Raw genomic sequence first — 16,177 nt, 5'->3', positions numbered from 1 at the left:
GCATCAAAGTTAATACCACCGCCCTGTAAGCCACCTGCCTGAAGGAAAACAAGCATAGCCTGTGTAACCTCATAAATATCTATTGGGAACTGGTCGGTATCCCAACCGTTCTGGTAGTCACCACGGTTAGCATCAAGAGAGCCTAACATACCTGCATTAGCGGCAAGCTGCATTTCATGCTCAAAAGTATGCCCTGCAAGGGTAGCATGGTTAACCTCAAGGTTTAATTTAAAGTCGTTTTGTAATCCGTATTTATTAAGGAAGCCAATACAGGTAGCAGCATCAAAATCATACTGGTGTTTCATAGGCTCCATAGGCTTAGGCTCTATAAGGAATGTTCCTTTAAAACCCTGGCTGCGGGCGTAATCCCTGCATATGGTAAGAAATTGTGCCAGATGGTCCTGCTCACGCTGAATATCAGTATTCAATAAACTCATATACCCTTCACGGCCACCCCAAAAAACGTAGTTCTCTCCACCTAATGCGATAGTAGCATCAATAGCAATCTTAGCCTGTGCACCGGCATAGGCCACTACATCAAAGTTAGGGTTGGTAGAGGCACCATTCATGTACCTTGGGTTGCTGAACAAATTCGACGTTCCCCAAAGAAGTTTAATGCCTGTCTCTTTTTGTTTTTCTTTGGCGTATTCCACAACAGCCTTAACGCGCTGCTCAAATTCTGCTAATGTTGGCGCTTCATCTACTAAGTCCACATCATGAAAACAATAGTAAGGTATACCCAGTTTTTCCATAAACTCAAAACCGGCATCCATTTTATCTTTAGCACGCTGTATGGCATCTTCGTTAGTATCCCAAGCATGTTTTTCGGTACCCGGGCCAAAAGGGTCACCGCCGGTGTTAACCAGTGTGTGCCAGTAGGCCATGGCAAATTTAAAATGCTCTTTTAAAGGTTTTCCGGCAACAATGCGGTTCTCGTCATACCATTTAAACGCAAGGGGGTTATTGCTCTCGCGGCCTTCAAATTTTATTTTGTCTACCGTTTTAAAGTAGGCTTGTTTAGTTGTACTCATGTTTTATATCTTCAATATTAATATGTTGTTTCCATTGCTGGTAAATCTCACTGTACTGGTTAGATAAGGCTGCGGCAGGCTCTATGCGCTCCAAACATTCCAGGCTGCTAAAAGCTTCATCTATAGATTTGTAAAACCCAAAACCAAAAGCCGCACCACGTGCAGCGCCATCGGCACCGGCGGTATTATAAAGCTCTACGGTAGTCTGGGTCGTATTGGCAAAGATCTCCCGGAACACGGGGCTAAGGAACAGGTTTGCTTTACCGGCGCGCACTACGCTGCCGCCTGCGCCAATCTCCTTCATAATGTCAAAACCGTAGTTCATGGCAAACACAATACCCTCGCAGGCAGCGCGTACCAGTTCGGGCGAATGATGGATGTTAAAGTTGAGGTTCTGTATGCCTGATGATGCTTGCTTATTATTAAAAATACGCTCTACACCATTGCCAAAAGGGTAAAAGCGCAGGCCTTTGGCGCCCGGTACTGCTTTGGCAGCTTCGGTGTTTAAGGTATCATAAGATATAAGGTTGCCGGTAGTGTTACCAAGAGAAGTAACTTTACGCAGCCACTGGTACAAAATACCTGAGCCGTTTATGCAAAGTAAAACACCATTGCGTTTAGCAGTATCGCTATTGTTTACATGTAAAAAAGTATTCACACGGTTAGACGCATCATAAGCGTCTTTCTCTGTAACGGCATATATAACTGCCGATGTTCCTGCTGTGGTGGCAATCTCGCCGGGTTTAAGCACGTTAAGCGATAACGCATTGTTAGGCTGGTCTCCGGCACGATAGGTTATTTTAACATCGTTATTAAATCCTAAAGAAGCTGCTACATCAGGGTTTATTGCAGACTGGTGTCCAAAATTGGGTACAATTTCAGGAATTAATGATAAAGGCAGTTCCATCGCTTCAAGCACTTCAACGGCAAGGCGGGCTTCGGCAAAATTCCACAAGGCAGCTTCAGATAAACCTGATGTGCTGGTTTGTGCAATCCCCGAAAGTTTTGCAGCAATAAAATCGCCGGGTAGCATCATGTATTTGGCTTTCGCAAAAACTTCGGGCTCATTGTCCTTTACCCATTTAAGTTTAGATGCCGTAAAGTTTCCGGGAGACCCCAGTATCATGCCCTGGCTTGCCTTATGGCCTAATGAATCATAGATTGTGTTACCAATATCTGCGGCACGGCTATCGCACCAGATGATAGAAGGGCGTACCGGGTTTAAATTTTCGTCTGTTAAAACTAACCCATGCATTTGGTAGGCAATGCCTATCGCTGCAATTTTTTTCAGGTCGGTATTTCTTCCAAGTGTTTTAATGCCTGTTTGAACATACTCCCACCATTGCGAAGGATCTTGTTCTGCCCAGCCGAACTGCGGTGCAGCCATCTCCATTTCAAAATCTGGTACGCTTACCCCGGCAACGGTTTTGCCGGTTTCGGCATCAAGCACCGATAGCTTTATAGACGAGCTTCCTAAATCAATCCCTAAAAAGTGCATGATAAGTTGGGTTTTTAATCTTATGGTTAATTAGACTACAAGATTAGTTATTTATTTTGAGACCAACAAATTTTAATGCGATACAATTGATCTAAATGTGTTTACAACGAGCCCCTCTCAATCATACTGCTTGCATTTTCTATTTGTTCACGGCTTTGTTGCAATATCATTTCGGCAAGTATCCTTCCCATAGCCCCAAAATCGGTAGATATTGTTGTAATGCCGTTCTCTACCACTTTCTTTAAAGGTGTGTCGTTGTAGGATATAATACCTACATCTTTTCCCGGTTTTAATTTTTGATTTCTGGCTTTTTCTATAACATTAACAAGGTCGCGGTCGTTAGGAATTATATATACATCGCCGGGTTCTATGCCGTGATTTTCAAAATCGGGAATAATCTCGTAGTTAAAATTATATTCTTTACAAAATTTAATGAAACCCTCCTGCATGCCCGGCGGCTGCCTGAAAGGTGGGAATATAAGGATGAGGTTATTGTACTTTTTTAGTTTTTGCTGCCCGGCCTTTAATGCTTTATATATATCATTTACAAAATTTTGATGGATAGATGGGTAATCCTCAAGTTCGGCATTAGTCTGGTCTAAAATATATACATCGTTTTTAGGCAGTGTTTTTATAACAGCCGGTGCATCCTTTAGTGTAGTGGGCATTATAATGTACTTAGTGTAGTCGCCGTTGTTTTCGTTTACAAGTTTTTTAAATACATCAGGACTAAAGTAATGAAAAAAAATATCTATCTGGGCATTGTTGCCAATGGTCTCCTTAAAAGAGTTATAAAGGTCTTCTTTAAAAGAGTTAAGCTCATCAAATAATAAAAATATACGCTGCTCAAAAGCAAAGTCTTCACTTTTAATATAGTACCCTTTGCCAAGACGGGAGTAAATAATGCCGCGTTTCTTTAATTCGTCATAAGCCAGCAATACAGTGTCCCGCGATAGCGAAAACTCCAAAGCTATTTTATTTACAGAGGGCAGGTGGTCGCCGCGCTTAAGGCGTTTATCGGCAATTGCGGTTTCTATAGATAGTATAATCTGCTTATACTTAGGCAGGCTTTTGCGGGGGTCTATATTAATTAACTTCATACTACAACGTTTAAACTGGTGGCTAATATACAAAAACTGGTGGGTACTGGTATGGTTAAGTGTTTTTAATTTTTACTTTTGGTGTGTAATTCTTAATAAACCAATGCAAAAAAGTAATATTTCCCATTTTACAGCTAATTGTATTACGAAATTATTTGGCACCCTGCCAGATGGTAAGCAGGTATTCAGCTATATGTTAAGCAATGGCAATGGCATGGAGGTTACATTTATTAACTATGGTGCTACAATTACATCGCTTAAAATAGCAGATGAAAATGGTGGAATGACCGACGTTGTTTTAGGGTTTAATGATATTGATGATTACATAGATGCTTTTAACCTGCCAAGTGCTCCTTATTTTGGGTCGGTAATTGGACGCTATGCGGGGCGTATTAATAAGGGTACGTTTACCATAAATAACGATACCTATCAGCTAAACAAAAATCATGGGGTGCATACCCTTCATGGTGGTAATAGTGGTTTTGGCCGTGGTTTCTGGCAAATGAAACAACTTAAGGGAGGCCTTAACCCATCTATAGTTTTTACATACACCAGCCGTGATGGCGAAGAGCAATTTCCGGGTGAGTTAACTATTAATGTTGCTTATACCCTTACAGAGAACAATGAACTTTTAGTAGATTACACAGCTACTACAACTAAAGATACGGTTATTAATTTAACACAGCACAGCTACTTTAATTTAGATGGCCACGCGCAAACGGTTTCTGGCCAGGAGCTGCTTGTAAATGCGGATGAAGTGCTGAGATTAAACGAAGACAATATTCCAACAGGAGAGTTTATAGCTGTCAAGGATACGGCGATAGATTTTAATAAAGTCGGATATGTTCCGGCATCTATAGATACTTCTTTTGTTTTAAAAAATAATGATGAGCCTGCGGCATCGCTTTACAGCGCAAAAACAGGGCTTAAGATGACGGTTTATACAAATCAGCCATCGGTACATATATATGTAGGCGGTAACTGTTTTGGCAGCATACAAGGAAAAGAAAGTGCTTCATACCATACCACGAGCGGTATTTGCTTTGAAACCCAAAACTTTCCTGATGCTCCTAACCACGCACATTTTCCTAATTCTGTATTAAGAAAAGGGGAGCAATATAACCATAAAACAAAGTTTGCTTTTGAAAAGGCAAAATAGTTTTAAGGTATAAAAAGATACTATACACAGTTAAAAATTTGGGTTTGAGATGAAGCTGTTGCCCGGCCGGAGAAGTAAAAACGGGCCTTTGTTTATGTAAAATGTTAAATGGGTTGAGTTTGGGTTGATTCTAAGCACTAACGTAAACAAATATTTGCTGCAAAAGCCGGGGACAACTGCTTCTAAACTACGAAAACGATTGTGTTAAAATAATAATTAACAGCTTATGGCCAGGTGCCAGCGGCTTTTTATCTGATTTAACAATGAAAAAAAGATTAATAGGGCAGGTAACTGCCTCTTTTAAAGAAAGATTTGCTGCTGAACCGGGATATATCATACTTTCTCCGGGGCGCATAAATATTATAGGCGAGCATGTAGACTATAACGATGGTTTTGTACTGCCGGCTGCCATAAACAAATATGTAGCTTTTGCCGCATCGCAAAATACAGACGGACAAATAAACCTTTATGCTAAAGACCTTGACGAGAGTTATAGCTTTAACCTTAACGATACCCTGCAGCCTGTAGAGCAAATGTGGGTTAACTTTTTCCTTGGGGTGCTACAGCAGCTTAAAGACAGGGATTTTGCAATGACAGGTTTCAATATTGTATTTAGCAGTACTATACCTATGGGCTCCGGGCTATCGTCTTCGGCGGCGGTAGAGTGTGGTTTTGCTTATGCACTTAATAAAATGTTCAGCCTTAAGCTTACCAAACAGGAAATTGCACTTATAGGACAAAAATCAGAGCACACTTTTGTAGGTGTAAACTGTGGTATTATGGATCAGTTTGCCAGTGTTTTTGGTAAAAAGAACCAGGTTATTAAACTGGATTGCAATACCCTTGAGTATGAATACCACAAAGCCGATTTTAAAGAATATGCACTGCTGCTTTTAGATAGTAAAGTGAAGCACACCCATTTAACATCTGGCTATAATGACCGCAGGAACGAGGTAGAAAAAGGCCTTGCCATACTTAAACAGCATTATCCGGAGGTAAAAACATTTCGCGACCTTAACGAAGAGCAGGTTACTGCCGTTAAAGACGAATTAGGCGATGTTATATACCGTCGTTGCCTTTTTGTAGTAAGGGAAATTCAGCGTGTGCTGGATGCTGTTGCTGCATTAGAAGCTAACGATTTTGTAAAGCTGGGCGGGCTTATGTTTAAAACCCACGACGGGCTTTCTAAAAACTACGAAGTAAGCTGCGAAGAACTCGACTTTTTAGTTGATGCTGTTCGTGAAGACGAAAACGTAATTGGCGCCCGAATGATGGGTGGCGGTTTTGGCGGCTGCTCTATCAACCTTGTAAAAAAGGAAGCTGTAAATGGCCTTATAGAGCGTGTAAGTAAAGAATACAAAGAAAAATACAATATTACGCTTAAGGCATACAAAGTAAAAGTAGCTAAAGGCACAACCTTATATAAAGAAGAACATGCAGGCATTTGATAACAACGAGCACCCGCACAGGCGTTATAATCCGCTAATAGGCGAGTGGGTACTCGTATCGCCACACAGGGCTAAAAGGCCGTGGCAGGGACAAAAAGAAAGTGCAGGAAATTTAAACCTTCCGGCTTACGACCCTACCTGCTACCTTTGTGCAGGCAACGAGCGCACCAGCGGCGACCGTAACCCTGATTATAAAGATGTGTACGTTTTTGAAAACGATTTTCCGTCATTATTGCAGGAAGAAGTTGCCCCGGTACAAACAAGCCCGCTATTTCAGCTAAAGCCTGAAAGGGGTATAAACAGGGTAATTTGTTTTTCGCCAAGGCATGACCTTACTATTCCAGAAATGGAAGTGAGTGCGATAGAAAAGGTTGTTGAAGCCTGGAAAGAGCAATATGTTGATTTAGGCAGCAAAGACTTTATAAACCACGTACAGATTTTTGAAAACAAAGGTGCCGTTATGGGATGCAGCAACCCGCACCCGCACGGGCAAATATGGGCACAATCGTCTTTACCTACGCAGGTAGACAAGACCCAGAAACACCTTGAAAAATATTACAACGAAACCGGCCGCAGCCTTCTGTCTGATTATCTTGCCGAAGAACTGGAACGCAAAGAGCGCATTGTGGTAGAGAATGACCACTTTGTTGTACTCGTACCTTTCTGGGCAATATGGCCTTACGAAACACTTGTTGTAAGCAAGAGGCATTTTGGCAACCTTACACAAATGACAGCGGAAGAAACTGTAGCTTTTGCCGATGCCCTTAAAAGCATCACTGTAAAATACGACAATCTTTTTGATACATCTTTCCCATATTCAAGCGGTATACACCAAACACCTACCGATGGTAAAGAGCACCCGGAATGGCATTTACACATGCATTTCTATCCACCATTATTACGATCTGCGAGCGTAAAGAAATTCATGGTAGGGTACGAAATGATGGCCGAGGCGCAAAGGGATATATCTCCCGAGAAGAGTGCCGCCGTACTTAGGGAATTATCTGAAGTGCATTACAAACAGGCTCAGTCTTAATACAAATTATTTAATCTGCAGGTTGCTTCAACAGTCCCATGTAAAAGCAACCTGCAGGTTGAATTTTTTAGGTGCAATAGTAATTGCGCCCCAAAATTTTTTAACCAAACCCAAACACATTTAAACCTTTATGAAAGCATTATCTACTGCGGACTATATCGTTTTCCTGGGCTACTTCATACTGATTGTAGGCTACGGATTATGGATATACAACCGCAAAAAGAAAGAAACAGAAAGCAGTAATGATTACTTTTTAGCCGAAGGCTCGCTTACATGGTGGGCTATTGGTGCGTCTTTAATTGCCAGTAACATTAGTGCAGAGCAATTTATAGGCATGAGCGGCAGTGGCTTTAAGCTGGGCCTTGCCATTGCCACTTATGAGTGGATGGCAGCACTTACCCTTATTATTGTTGCCGTGTTTTTTATACCGGTATATCTTAAGAACAAGATATTTACCATGCCCCAGTTCCTTAATCAAAGGTACAACGGCACTGTAGCCATGATCATGGCGGTGTTCTGGCTGTTGCTGTATGTTATTGTAAACCTTACCTCTATACTTTACCTTGGGGCTCTTGCCATAAGCAGTATATCAGGCTTAGACTTTAACCTGTGTATAGGTTTCCTTGCTATATTCTCAATCATGATTACCCTTGGCGGCATGAAGGTTATTGGCTTTACGGATGTTATACAGGTGTTTTTCCTTATCATGGGTGGCCTTATTACAACCTATCTTGCACTAAGCCTTGTATCTGATGAATTTGGCGGAAGCGGAGTATTGGATGGTTTTTCTATAATGACCACCAAAGCCCAGGACCATTTCCACATGATATTCTCTAAGGATAATGAAAATTATGCCGAATTACCGGGAATATCTGTACTTGTTGGTGGTATGATGATCGTTAACCTTAACTACTGGGGCTGTAACCAATATATTACCCAGCGTGCCCTTGGTGCCGATTTACCAACTGCCCGTGGTGGATTATTATTTGCAGCATTCTTAAAATTACTTATGCCACTTATTGTTGTAATACCTGGTATCGCGGCTTATGTACTTTATCAGCATGGTGGTTTCCAGACAGAAATGTTGCAGGATGGCAGCGTAAACCCGGACAGGGCTTACCCGGTATTGCTTAACCTGTTACCATCAGGATTAAAAGGCTTGTCGTTTGCAGCGCTTACGGCGGCTATTGTAGCATCGTTAGCAGGTAAGGCAAACAGTATTGCCACTATATTTACATTAGATATTTACAAAAAAACCCTAAACACAGAAGCATCTGAAAAGAAACAGGTGCAGGTAGGTAAGATAACCGTAGTTGCAGCAATGATAATAGCCATTATTATTGCGCCATTTTTAGGTATCGATAAAAAAGGAGGCTTCCAGTTTATACAGGAATATACGGGCTTTGTAAGTCCGGGCATATTTGCCATGTTCCTTCTTGGTTTCTTCTGGAAAAAAGCCACATCAAATGCAGCTTTGTTTGCAACCATCGGCGGATTCCTGTTCTCTATATTCTTTAAATTTATTCCGGCTTATGTAGATCTTTCATTCTTATATGAATGGGGCTTTGCGGTGCCTAATGCAGCCGGCGTTTATGAGATACCTTTCCTTGACAGGATGGCAATGGTATTTGTAATTTGTGTTGTAGGGATGTTCTTTATAAGTAAAAAAGAAACACGCCTGGGCACTAAGCCAAATGGGCTTGAAGTAGATACATCTATGTTTAAGGTTACACCATCTTTTATGGTAGGGTCGCTAATTATTACAGCTATAATAGCAGCCCTTTATACAGTACTTTGGTAAATTTTGGTTAGTTTACTAATTGTATTTTTTTACACACCCTGAGCACGGCCACCTGGCCGTGCTTTTTTTATATGCGTTTGCTATGAAACAAAAAACCTCCATGCCGAAGCCCAGAGGTATGTGTGAAAAAAGGATTACAACTAATTAAAACTTATAAACTAAACCAAGATTTACATTACCCAGGTTTAAGTCTGCATTAAACGTGTTAAATATTTGATAATGAAAATTTTGAAAATTATATTGTTGTTTGTTTGATACTTGTATGTTGTTTTCAGGTTTCATATTTTTATAGGCGAGCGATTTACAAAATTATTACCAAAAAACTATTCCTTTTGCAAAACAGCCTCCTTATTATACTTGCCTTGTTATTTGTGGTCATGATGCTGGTTTTACTGGCACAGCGGCTTAAAATTGCCTATCCTATTTTTTTGGTTGTAGCCGGCCTGGGCATTAGTTTTATACCGGGTATCCCCCATATAGGGCTAAACCCGGAAATTATTTTCCTTATTTTTTTGCCGCCATTATTGTATGAGGCGGCCTGGTACACCTCCTGGAAAGATTTTTGGCACTGGAAACGGCCTATAGCACTCTACGCCTTTGGGTTGGTATTTGCTACATCTATTATTGTAGCTTATGCATCGGTAGCATTAATACCGGGTTTTACACTTGCCTTAGGTTTTTTGCTTGGAGGTATTGTATCTCCGCCAGATGCTGTTGCGGCATCAACAGTATTAAAGGGCGTTAAGGTTCCAAGGCGTGTAATTGCCATACTGGAAGGCGAAAGCCTTGTTAACGATGCATCTTCTCTTATAGTATTCAGGTTTGCGCTGGCGGCTGTAATTACAGGGGCATTTTCGTTGCAGGTAGCCGTGGGTAATTTTTTTCTTGCGGCAGGTATGGGGCTTGTAACGGGCGTTGCCATAGGGCATGTTATGTATGTTGTTCATCGGTTTTTACCCACTACGGCAGCAATGGATACTGCCTTAACGCTTATGGCGCCCTACATTATTTACCTTACTGCAGAGCATTTTGATTTCTCGGGTGTTATAGCCGTTGTTTCGGGTGGTTTGTTTATATCATACAGATCGCACGAAATATTTACAACCGGCGAAACAAGGCTTAATATGATGAGTGTTTGGCGCACCCTTGTTTTTATTATGAACGCCATAGTGTTTATATTAATAGGGCTGGAACTTCCTACTATTATAAATGGCCTGGGTGAGCACTCTATAAACGAAGCCTTGGGCTACGGACTTATAATAAGTGCTGTAACCATTGCGGTACGCTTTGCATGGGTATTTGCATCTACACATTTGGCAAGGCTTAATAAAAAAATAAGGATTAACGAACCCAACCCCGGCTGGAAGTTTCCGCTCGTGGTAGGGTGGGCAGGTATGCGCGGTGTGGTATCATTGGCTACGGCACTTTCTGTTCCGGTATTAATGGTAAATAACGAGCACTTTCCTTTTCGCAGCCTTATAATATTTATAACCTTTGTGGTAATATTTATTACGCTCGTGATTCAGGGGCTTACACTTCCGTTGCTTATTAAACTCATTGATATAAAAGATATAGATGGCGAGTTGCCACCGGAACAACAACAGGCAAGCCTGAAGTTAGAACTGGATGATGTGGCACTAAAAATTCTGGACGAAAAATATTCATCCGAAACACAAAGCAATGAGCTCCTGGGTATATTTAAAGACCATTTACTTAACGACGTAAATGCTACACAGCAAAGACTGGAGTGTCTTGAATTTGGCGATACTAAAAAGCATGAAATAGACCTGTACAATAAGGTACTCAACGAAATCTATACACAGCAGCGCAAAGAACTGTCTAAACTGCGCAGGAATAAAAGCTATAGTGACGAAGAGATAAGGCGAATGGATATGCAAATAGACCTTGAAGAGTTAAAAATAAGTGGTGGGCATATACATTAATGCTGCAAACTTTAGCTGAGCTTAAAATGCTAAACATACAAATGTTAAAATTTTAAAAAGACTTCACTTTTAAAAATGCGTGTTTATACGGGATTTTTCATATTCCAATGTTAAGTTTTATTCAATGTTACCAAATTGTTACGTAAACATGTTTTTTATGTAAATAAATTTTATACATTTGTTATATAGATATGTATAACGCTAAAAAATAAACAGATATGAAAAAGATTATTATAGCCGGATTGTTCCTTATAACAGGTGTTTTATCTGCCCAAAATATAAAACCTAAACACGAAATAGAAAACCAGATCATAAAAAGCACTTACTATTATGATAATGGCAATGTAAAACAAACCGGTTTTTATAAAGATGGCAAATTGCACGGAGCATGGGTTGCCTATAACGAAGATGGTACTAAACAGAGCATGGGCGAATACCAGAATGGGGAAAAAACCGGTAAATGGTTTTTTTGGACCGGTGCTACATTAAACGAAGTAGACTATAGCAACAGCAGGATTGCCGATGTGAAAAAATGGTCTAACGGTGCTGTAGCCGTTAATAAATAAGCCTTACTTAATAAAGGACTAACTCAAATTTTATAAAAGATGCCCCGAAAATATTTTCGGGGCATCTTTGTTTAGTGTTTACATTTAAATTATGCCTTCCCTTTTTTATAGGTGCGGCCGTACCATATAAGAAAACCCGATATGGGCAACAAGCCACATATAAAGCTGGCTATAAAAGCGAGTATCTTACCGGGAAGCCCAAGTATAGCACCCACATGAATATCATAGTTAGCCGTAATAAGCTTTTCGCCGAAGTTCTTTTCATCATGTTTCTTTTCAGCCAAGAGCTTACCGGTATACTGATCAAACTTCATTTGGTGCGATACATAATACACGTCAGGATATTGGCCTACATAAATATCTATAGCAGCAATACTGTCGGCAGGTTTACTTATAGAAAAACCTGCGGCATCTTTATGCATACTCATAGCTGCGGTAAGAGCATTGTTAAAAGCAAGGTCTTTATTGCTGGTTTTAGCAATTTTAGATTGCGCTGCCAGTTCTTTGGGAGGTGTTACACTCAACGATCCTGCAACATATACTAAACTCTGAAACCATGTAAATGCCCATACCATACCGGTAAAAGCAATAATTAGTGCAATAGTGGCTGCATAAAAACCAAGAATGTTATGAAGGTCGTAGTTTTTGCGGCGCCATTTGGTAGTGTCTTTCCACTGAAACCATAACCTTTGTTTGCGTGCTGCCTTGTTTTTAGGCCACCATAGTATTATACCTGTAATAAGCATTACAACAAATATAAAAGTACTCCAGCCAATTATCTGCTGGCCTACAGGAGCATTAAGCAAGAGGCTCCAGTGCAGCATTTTTACAATATTAAAAAAGTCCAGCTCCTCGTCATAAATGCCCAATACTTTTCCTGTGTAAGGATCTGTATAAATGTTGTAATACTGATCCAGAGAATTAAAATAAAGTATAGCATCTGCATTGCCCGCTTTGTAGCAGGTAAACACAACGGCCTTTTCTGGATCATTATATGCCTGTGCACTGGTGATTTTTTTGCCGGGGCCTACTGCTTTTTGGGTTTGCTCCCATAAAAATGTCATGGGCAGCTTTTCCTGCTTTACCTCTTTTACATACATTTCGTCATGGCGCAGCCATGCTGTAATTTCTACACTAAAAACGTAGATACATCCCGTTACAGCCAGCAATAAAACAACAAGCCCGGATGTTAACCCGAGCCATAAATGGGCTTTGCCTACCCAGTGTTTTACATCTTTTTTCTTTTTCTTTTTTGTCATCAGCCTGCTTTTTATTTGCCTAAGGGCAGGGCATAAGTGGCACAGTGGTATATAAACTGGTACTCTTTATCATTATAAGTACCCGGCACTTCTTCTTTTTTTGTTACCTCTGCAACATATTTAGTGTTCCATGGCAAAGTAAACTTTACAGTGCCATTTTCATCGGTAGTTAACTTTTTACTCCACTGGTCGGCTACAAAAATAGTTATTTCTGTTTCCTTTATGGGTTGCCCTTTGTAAAGTACGGTTAGTGTAGTTTCTGCCTTATGTGCAGATAATTTTTTAGTAGCATCAACAATGGTAAGCCCATCTGGGTTTAAAGATGCAGTATCGGCAACTTTGTCTCCTACAACAACTTTTGCAGTACTATGATAATGGGTTTTAAAAATGCCAAAGTTGTACTGGGTGTAATCTACAACATCAATTTTATTGTTGTTTAGTACAAGGGTATAGGTACCATTAGTTGCGGGTGTAAAATAACCGCTGTAAAAGTCTTCGCCGGGCTGTAGTGTAAGTGTCGTTTTTTCTCCGTTAGGCGCAATAGCCCAAACTTCAAAATTTTTCATTTTAGCAAAAGCATCACCCGCCACTTTTTCCTGAAGCCCATAGGTGTATTCTCCAAAGAAAACTTTTACCTCCTGTTTTTTACCTGCCTTACCTGTAGTGGCAGTTTCTATCCACATAAAATGTGCAAAAGCATTGCTGCATGCCATTAGTGTTACCAGTAATAAGATACATTTTTTCATGCTGATGTTGTTAAATCAAAATACATCTTCCTGTTGAAAGAAAGATGTATTTTAATGTTTATTAAAAATTATATGATAGGTTGGCTGCAAATATCCTTGGCCTTTGCGGGTTAATTGTACTCCATCCCTTATAGTATTCTTTATCTGTAATATTGTCTACTTTTAAAGTTATTGTAAATGCATCTACGTTATAAAAAGCAGAAGCATTTAATACTGTATATTCAGACACGGTAAAGTTACCATTAGTACGGTTGTATATCTTGTTTTTGCTTGCGTAGTTTCCTCCAAAGCCTAAGCCAAAACCATTAAGTATACCATTGCTAAATTTGTAGCTTGCCCAAAGGTTAGCCAGGTTTTGCGGTCCTGCGCTTTCCGGCCTATAGTTTACAAAAGTTGGATCGCCTGCTGTTAGCCTGCTGTCATTATAGCTGTAACCTGCAAGTATATTAAGGCCTTCTACAGGATTAGCTGTAACAGAGAATTCGATACCTTTATTTTTCTGGCCACCGTCGTTATAATTAGCAACATTTTGAGGCAAAGGATTTCCTTCATCATCAAGTGCCGGAGTACCATCAGGGTTAAGCTGTGTTGAATATATTGCGTAAACAGAATTGCTAACTTTAGTTTCGTAATAACTAACAGATCCTGTAACCTTATTATTAAAGAGGTTTACTTTTGCACCTGCTTCAAACTGGTTGGCATGTTCAGGATCAAACGATACCGCCGTTACAACCCCTGCAAGGGTATTAGTCGTAGGATCTGTATTGGAGAAGCCATTCATATAATTAGCAAACAACGAGAGTTTATCCAGTATTGGCTGGTATACTACACCAAATTTAGGAGATAGTGCAGTTTGATTACCGTTATCATTACTAAAATGGTCTATCCTTAAACTTGCCATTGCAGATAATGCTGGGGTAAAGTTAAACACGTCAGACGCGTAAGCACTGTATATTTCCTGTTTTGTTTTACTTTGGTTTATTGGTGTAGTGGCTAAAAGTGCATCTGTTCCTGCCTGGGTAAGTATACCACTATCATCAGTAAATTCGGCCTCGTTTGTAATGCCTAATACTTCATTGTTAAATTGGCGAAGATTGTTGCCTATGTATACAGCACCATTTGATACATATCCTGAACTGTTATCTACAACATTTCTATTAAAGTAATCTAAACCGGCTACAACCCTGTTGCGCATGTTGCCAATTTTAAAATCGCCGATAAAATTCTGCTGAATATCTGTACCTGTAGTTTCAGAGTTTTGTTTATTCATAGAACGGCCAAGGATAATACCACTTGTTACTCTTGGGTAGTATTGGGTGCCTTCATAAAGATAAGAATAATATCCGTCAGATTTTGCAGATGTTCTTGAGAGTATGGTTTGAGATCTCCATTCGCTGCTAAACTTATAATTCATCTGCCCCTGAAAGTTAAACGTAGGCGTTTCTATATAAAGGTCATTACCTGTGTAAGATCGACGGTTATCATATCCAAGTTCTTTCATGTTGTGTACCTTAAGCGATGGTGCGCCCCTGTCTAGAAAAAGCATAGTTGGGTTAGTGCTTCTGCCATTGTAAAACTCTGTGTTTACAAGGAAAGATAATTTGTCATTAACTTCGTATGAAAGTGAAGGGGCTACGAAAAGTGATTTTTTAAAACCTGCATCCTGAAAGCTGTCCTCTGTATGGTAAGCGGCATTAAGCCTGAAGAACACTTTTTTCTCTTTATTTAATGGCGTGTTTACGTCTATAGTATAACGGTTTAAGCCGTAAGTACCGCCGGTGTAAGATACGTTACCACCAAAAGTATCGTAAGGCCTCTTAGTGTTTACGTTAATTAAACCACCATAAGAAATAAGGCTGCTCCCAAATAACGTGCCTGATGGGCCTTTAATAACCTCTATTCTTTCAATGTTTGCCGGGTCTGGGCTGCCGGTTGTTAAGCCCGGCACACCATTAATCATTGTAGGTTGCACAGCAAAGCCTCTTAGCGAGAAATAACCGGCACCATCTCCGCCACGGCCTGTCGATTCCCAAAGTTTGGCAAGTCCAGGTGCATTGTTAAGGGCATCGTCAAAATTTGTAATTACCTGCTGCTTTAAAACTTCAGCAGATATTGTATTATAAACTTGTGGGTTCTCGATATCTTTTAAAGGCATTTTAGAAACCACTTCGCTTGTTGTCTTTACAAAACTGGCCTTATTAGCCTCGATAATTACCTCTTTGAGCTGCTCCTGGCTTTCAGAAAGGGTTACATTTTTAGTAGCTTTTTCGCCGGCTGCAAGGGTAATTGTTTCCTGTACAGATGCTACACCTATTGCAGATACCACTAAGATGTAACTGCCCGGTTTAACATTTTTAATTTCGTAAGTACCGCTTGCACTTGTAACAGATGCATGCGACGTGCCTTTTAATGCTACCGATATGTTTTCGGCAGGTGTGTTGTCGCTCAGCGTAATAGTACCGCTTAAAGTTGCTCTGTCCTGCGCCCACGCTGTAAACGTGCACAACAGTAAAAGGCATGATAAAATTTGTTTAAATGTGTTCATTTCTTTTGTTTGGATTTTTCTGCGGCAAATGTAAAATCAAAAACA

At 40.2% G+C, this 16,177-nt stretch carries 12 protein-coding genes; 6 read left to right on the top strand and 6 right to left on the bottom strand.

Features of this window, described 5'->3' with window-relative positions:
• The 3 genes from xylA to F565_RS0106660 all read right to left on the bottom strand — a co-directional run.
• Positions 1-1,031, bottom strand: a 1,031-nt coding sequence (gene xylA / locus F565_RS0106670; RefSeq protein WP_020212429.1) for a xylose isomerase, incomplete at its 3' end; no start/stop codon positions are given.
• Positions 1,018-2,529, bottom strand: coding sequence for a xylulokinase (locus tag F565_RS0106665; RefSeq protein ID WP_020212428.1), 1,512 nt, complete (start codon positions 2,527-2,529; stop codon positions 1,018-1,020). The genes F565_RS0106665 and xylA, both read right to left, overlap by 14 nt.
• A 101-nt stretch (positions 2,530-2,630) precedes the next feature.
• A complete protein-coding gene (locus F565_RS0106660) occupies positions 2,631-3,629 on the bottom strand; it encodes a GntR family transcriptional regulator (RefSeq protein ID WP_020212427.1) in 999 nt (332 codons plus the stop codon).
• A 103-nt stretch (positions 3,630-3,732) separates the two neighbouring features.
• On the opposite strand from F565_RS0106660, the gene F565_RS0106655 reads away from it, so the two are divergent.
• The 6 genes from F565_RS0106655 (at position 3,733) to F565_RS0106620 (ending at position 11,582) form a co-directional block, all read left to right on the top strand.
• The gene (locus tag F565_RS0106655; RefSeq protein ID WP_020212426.1) at positions 3,733-4,788 is read left to right on the top strand and encodes an aldose epimerase family protein; all 1,056 of its coding nucleotides are present in this window, start codon (positions 3,733-3,735) and stop codon (positions 4,786-4,788) included.
• A gap of 263 nt (positions 4,789-5,051) precedes the next feature.
• Positions 5,052-6,236, top strand: a complete 1,185-nt coding sequence (gene galK, locus F565_RS0106650) for a galactokinase (protein WP_020212425.1) — start codon at positions 5,052-5,054, stop codon at positions 6,234-6,236.
• Positions 6,223-7,272: a UDP-glucose--hexose-1-phosphate uridylyltransferase gene (locus F565_RS0106645; RefSeq protein ID WP_020212424.1), complete on the top strand. Its 1,050-nt coding sequence runs from the start codon at positions 6,223-6,225 to the stop codon at positions 7,270-7,272. Before galK ends, F565_RS0106645 begins: the two co-directional genes overlap by 14 nt.
• A 130-nt stretch (positions 7,273-7,402) precedes the next feature.
• A complete protein-coding gene (locus tag F565_RS0106640; RefSeq protein WP_020212423.1) occupies positions 7,403-9,073 on the top strand; it encodes a sodium:solute symporter family transporter in 1,671 nt (556 codons plus the stop codon).
• Positions 9,074-9,405: 332 nt separating this feature from the next.
• Complete coding sequence (locus tag F565_RS0106625) at positions 9,406-11,016, top strand: Na+/H+ antiporter (protein WP_026299922.1); 1,611 nt, start codon at positions 9,406-9,408, stop codon at positions 11,014-11,016.
• Between the two features lie 218 nt (positions 11,017-11,234).
• Positions 11,235-11,582 (top strand): toxin-antitoxin system YwqK family antitoxin, encoded by a 348-nt coding sequence (locus tag F565_RS0106620; protein WP_020212419.1) that lies wholly within the window; start codon positions 11,235-11,237, stop codon positions 11,580-11,582.
• Positions 11,583-11,671: 89 nt separating this feature from the next.
• Here the strand turns inward: F565_RS0106620 and F565_RS0106615 are convergent, their stop codons facing one another.
• The 3 genes from F565_RS0106615 to F565_RS0106605 all read right to left on the bottom strand — a co-directional run bounded on the left by F565_RS0106615 (position 11,672) and on the right by F565_RS0106605 (position 16,132).
• The gene (locus tag F565_RS0106615) at positions 11,672-12,841 is read right to left on the bottom strand and encodes a PepSY-associated TM helix domain-containing protein (RefSeq protein WP_020212418.1); all 1,170 of its coding nucleotides are present in this window, start codon (positions 12,839-12,841) and stop codon (positions 11,672-11,674) included.
• Positions 12,842-12,852: 11 nt separating this feature from the next.
• The gene (locus F565_RS0106610) at positions 12,853-13,587 is read right to left on the bottom strand and encodes a DUF4198 domain-containing protein (RefSeq protein ID WP_020212417.1); all 735 of its coding nucleotides are present in this window, start codon (positions 13,585-13,587) and stop codon (positions 12,853-12,855) included.
• Between the two features lie 61 nt (positions 13,588-13,648).
• Positions 13,649-16,132 (bottom strand): TonB-dependent receptor, encoded by a 2,484-nt coding sequence (locus F565_RS0106605; RefSeq protein ID WP_020212416.1) that lies wholly within the window; start codon positions 16,130-16,132, stop codon positions 13,649-13,651.
• Between the last annotated feature and the right edge of the window lie 45 nt (positions 16,133-16,177).

It is taken from the genome of Flavobacterium rivuli WB 3.3-2 = DSM 21788 (assembly GCF_000378485.1).
Taxonomy (GTDB): domain Bacteria; phylum Bacteroidota; class Bacteroidia; order Flavobacteriales; family Flavobacteriaceae; genus Flavobacterium; species Flavobacterium rivuli.
The sequence above is the reverse complement of the archived record's forward strand: the minus strand, read 5'-3'. Positions and strand labels throughout refer to the sequence as shown.

Bases quoted from the DNA above. Each gene is read 5' to 3' on its own strand.
- F565_RS0106610 (WP_020212417.1), bottom strand. From the start codon at position 13,587: ATGAAAAAATGTATCTTATTACTGGTAACACTAATGGCATGCAGCAAT.
- F565_RS0106645 (WP_020212424.1), top strand. From the start codon at position 6,223: ATGCAGGCATTTGATAACAACGAGCACCCGCACAGGCGTTATAATCCG.
- F565_RS0106615 (WP_020212418.1), bottom strand. From the start codon at position 12,841: ATGACAAAAAAGAAAAAGAAAAAAGATGTAAAACACTGGGTAGGCAAA.
- F565_RS0106605 (WP_020212416.1), bottom strand. From the start codon at position 16,132: ATGAACACATTTAAACAAATTTTATCATGCCTTTTACTGTTGTGCACG.
- F565_RS0106655 (WP_020212426.1), top strand. From the start codon at position 3,733: ATGCAAAAAAGTAATATTTCCCATTTTACAGCTAATTGTATTACGAAA.
- F565_RS0106660 (WP_020212427.1), bottom strand. From the start codon at position 3,629: ATGAAGTTAATTAATATAGACCCCCGCAAAAGCCTGCCTAAGTATAAG.
- galK (WP_020212425.1), top strand. From the start codon at position 5,052: ATGAAAAAAAGATTAATAGGGCAGGTAACTGCCTCTTTTAAAGAAAGA.
- F565_RS0106640 (WP_020212423.1), top strand. From the start codon at position 7,403: ATGAAAGCATTATCTACTGCGGACTATATCGTTTTCCTGGGCTACTTC.
- F565_RS0106620 (WP_020212419.1), top strand. From the start codon at position 11,235: ATGAAAAAGATTATTATAGCCGGATTGTTCCTTATAACAGGTGTTTTA.
- F565_RS0106665 (WP_020212428.1), bottom strand. From the start codon at position 2,529: ATGCACTTTTTAGGGATTGATTTAGGAAGCTCGTCTATAAAGCTATCG.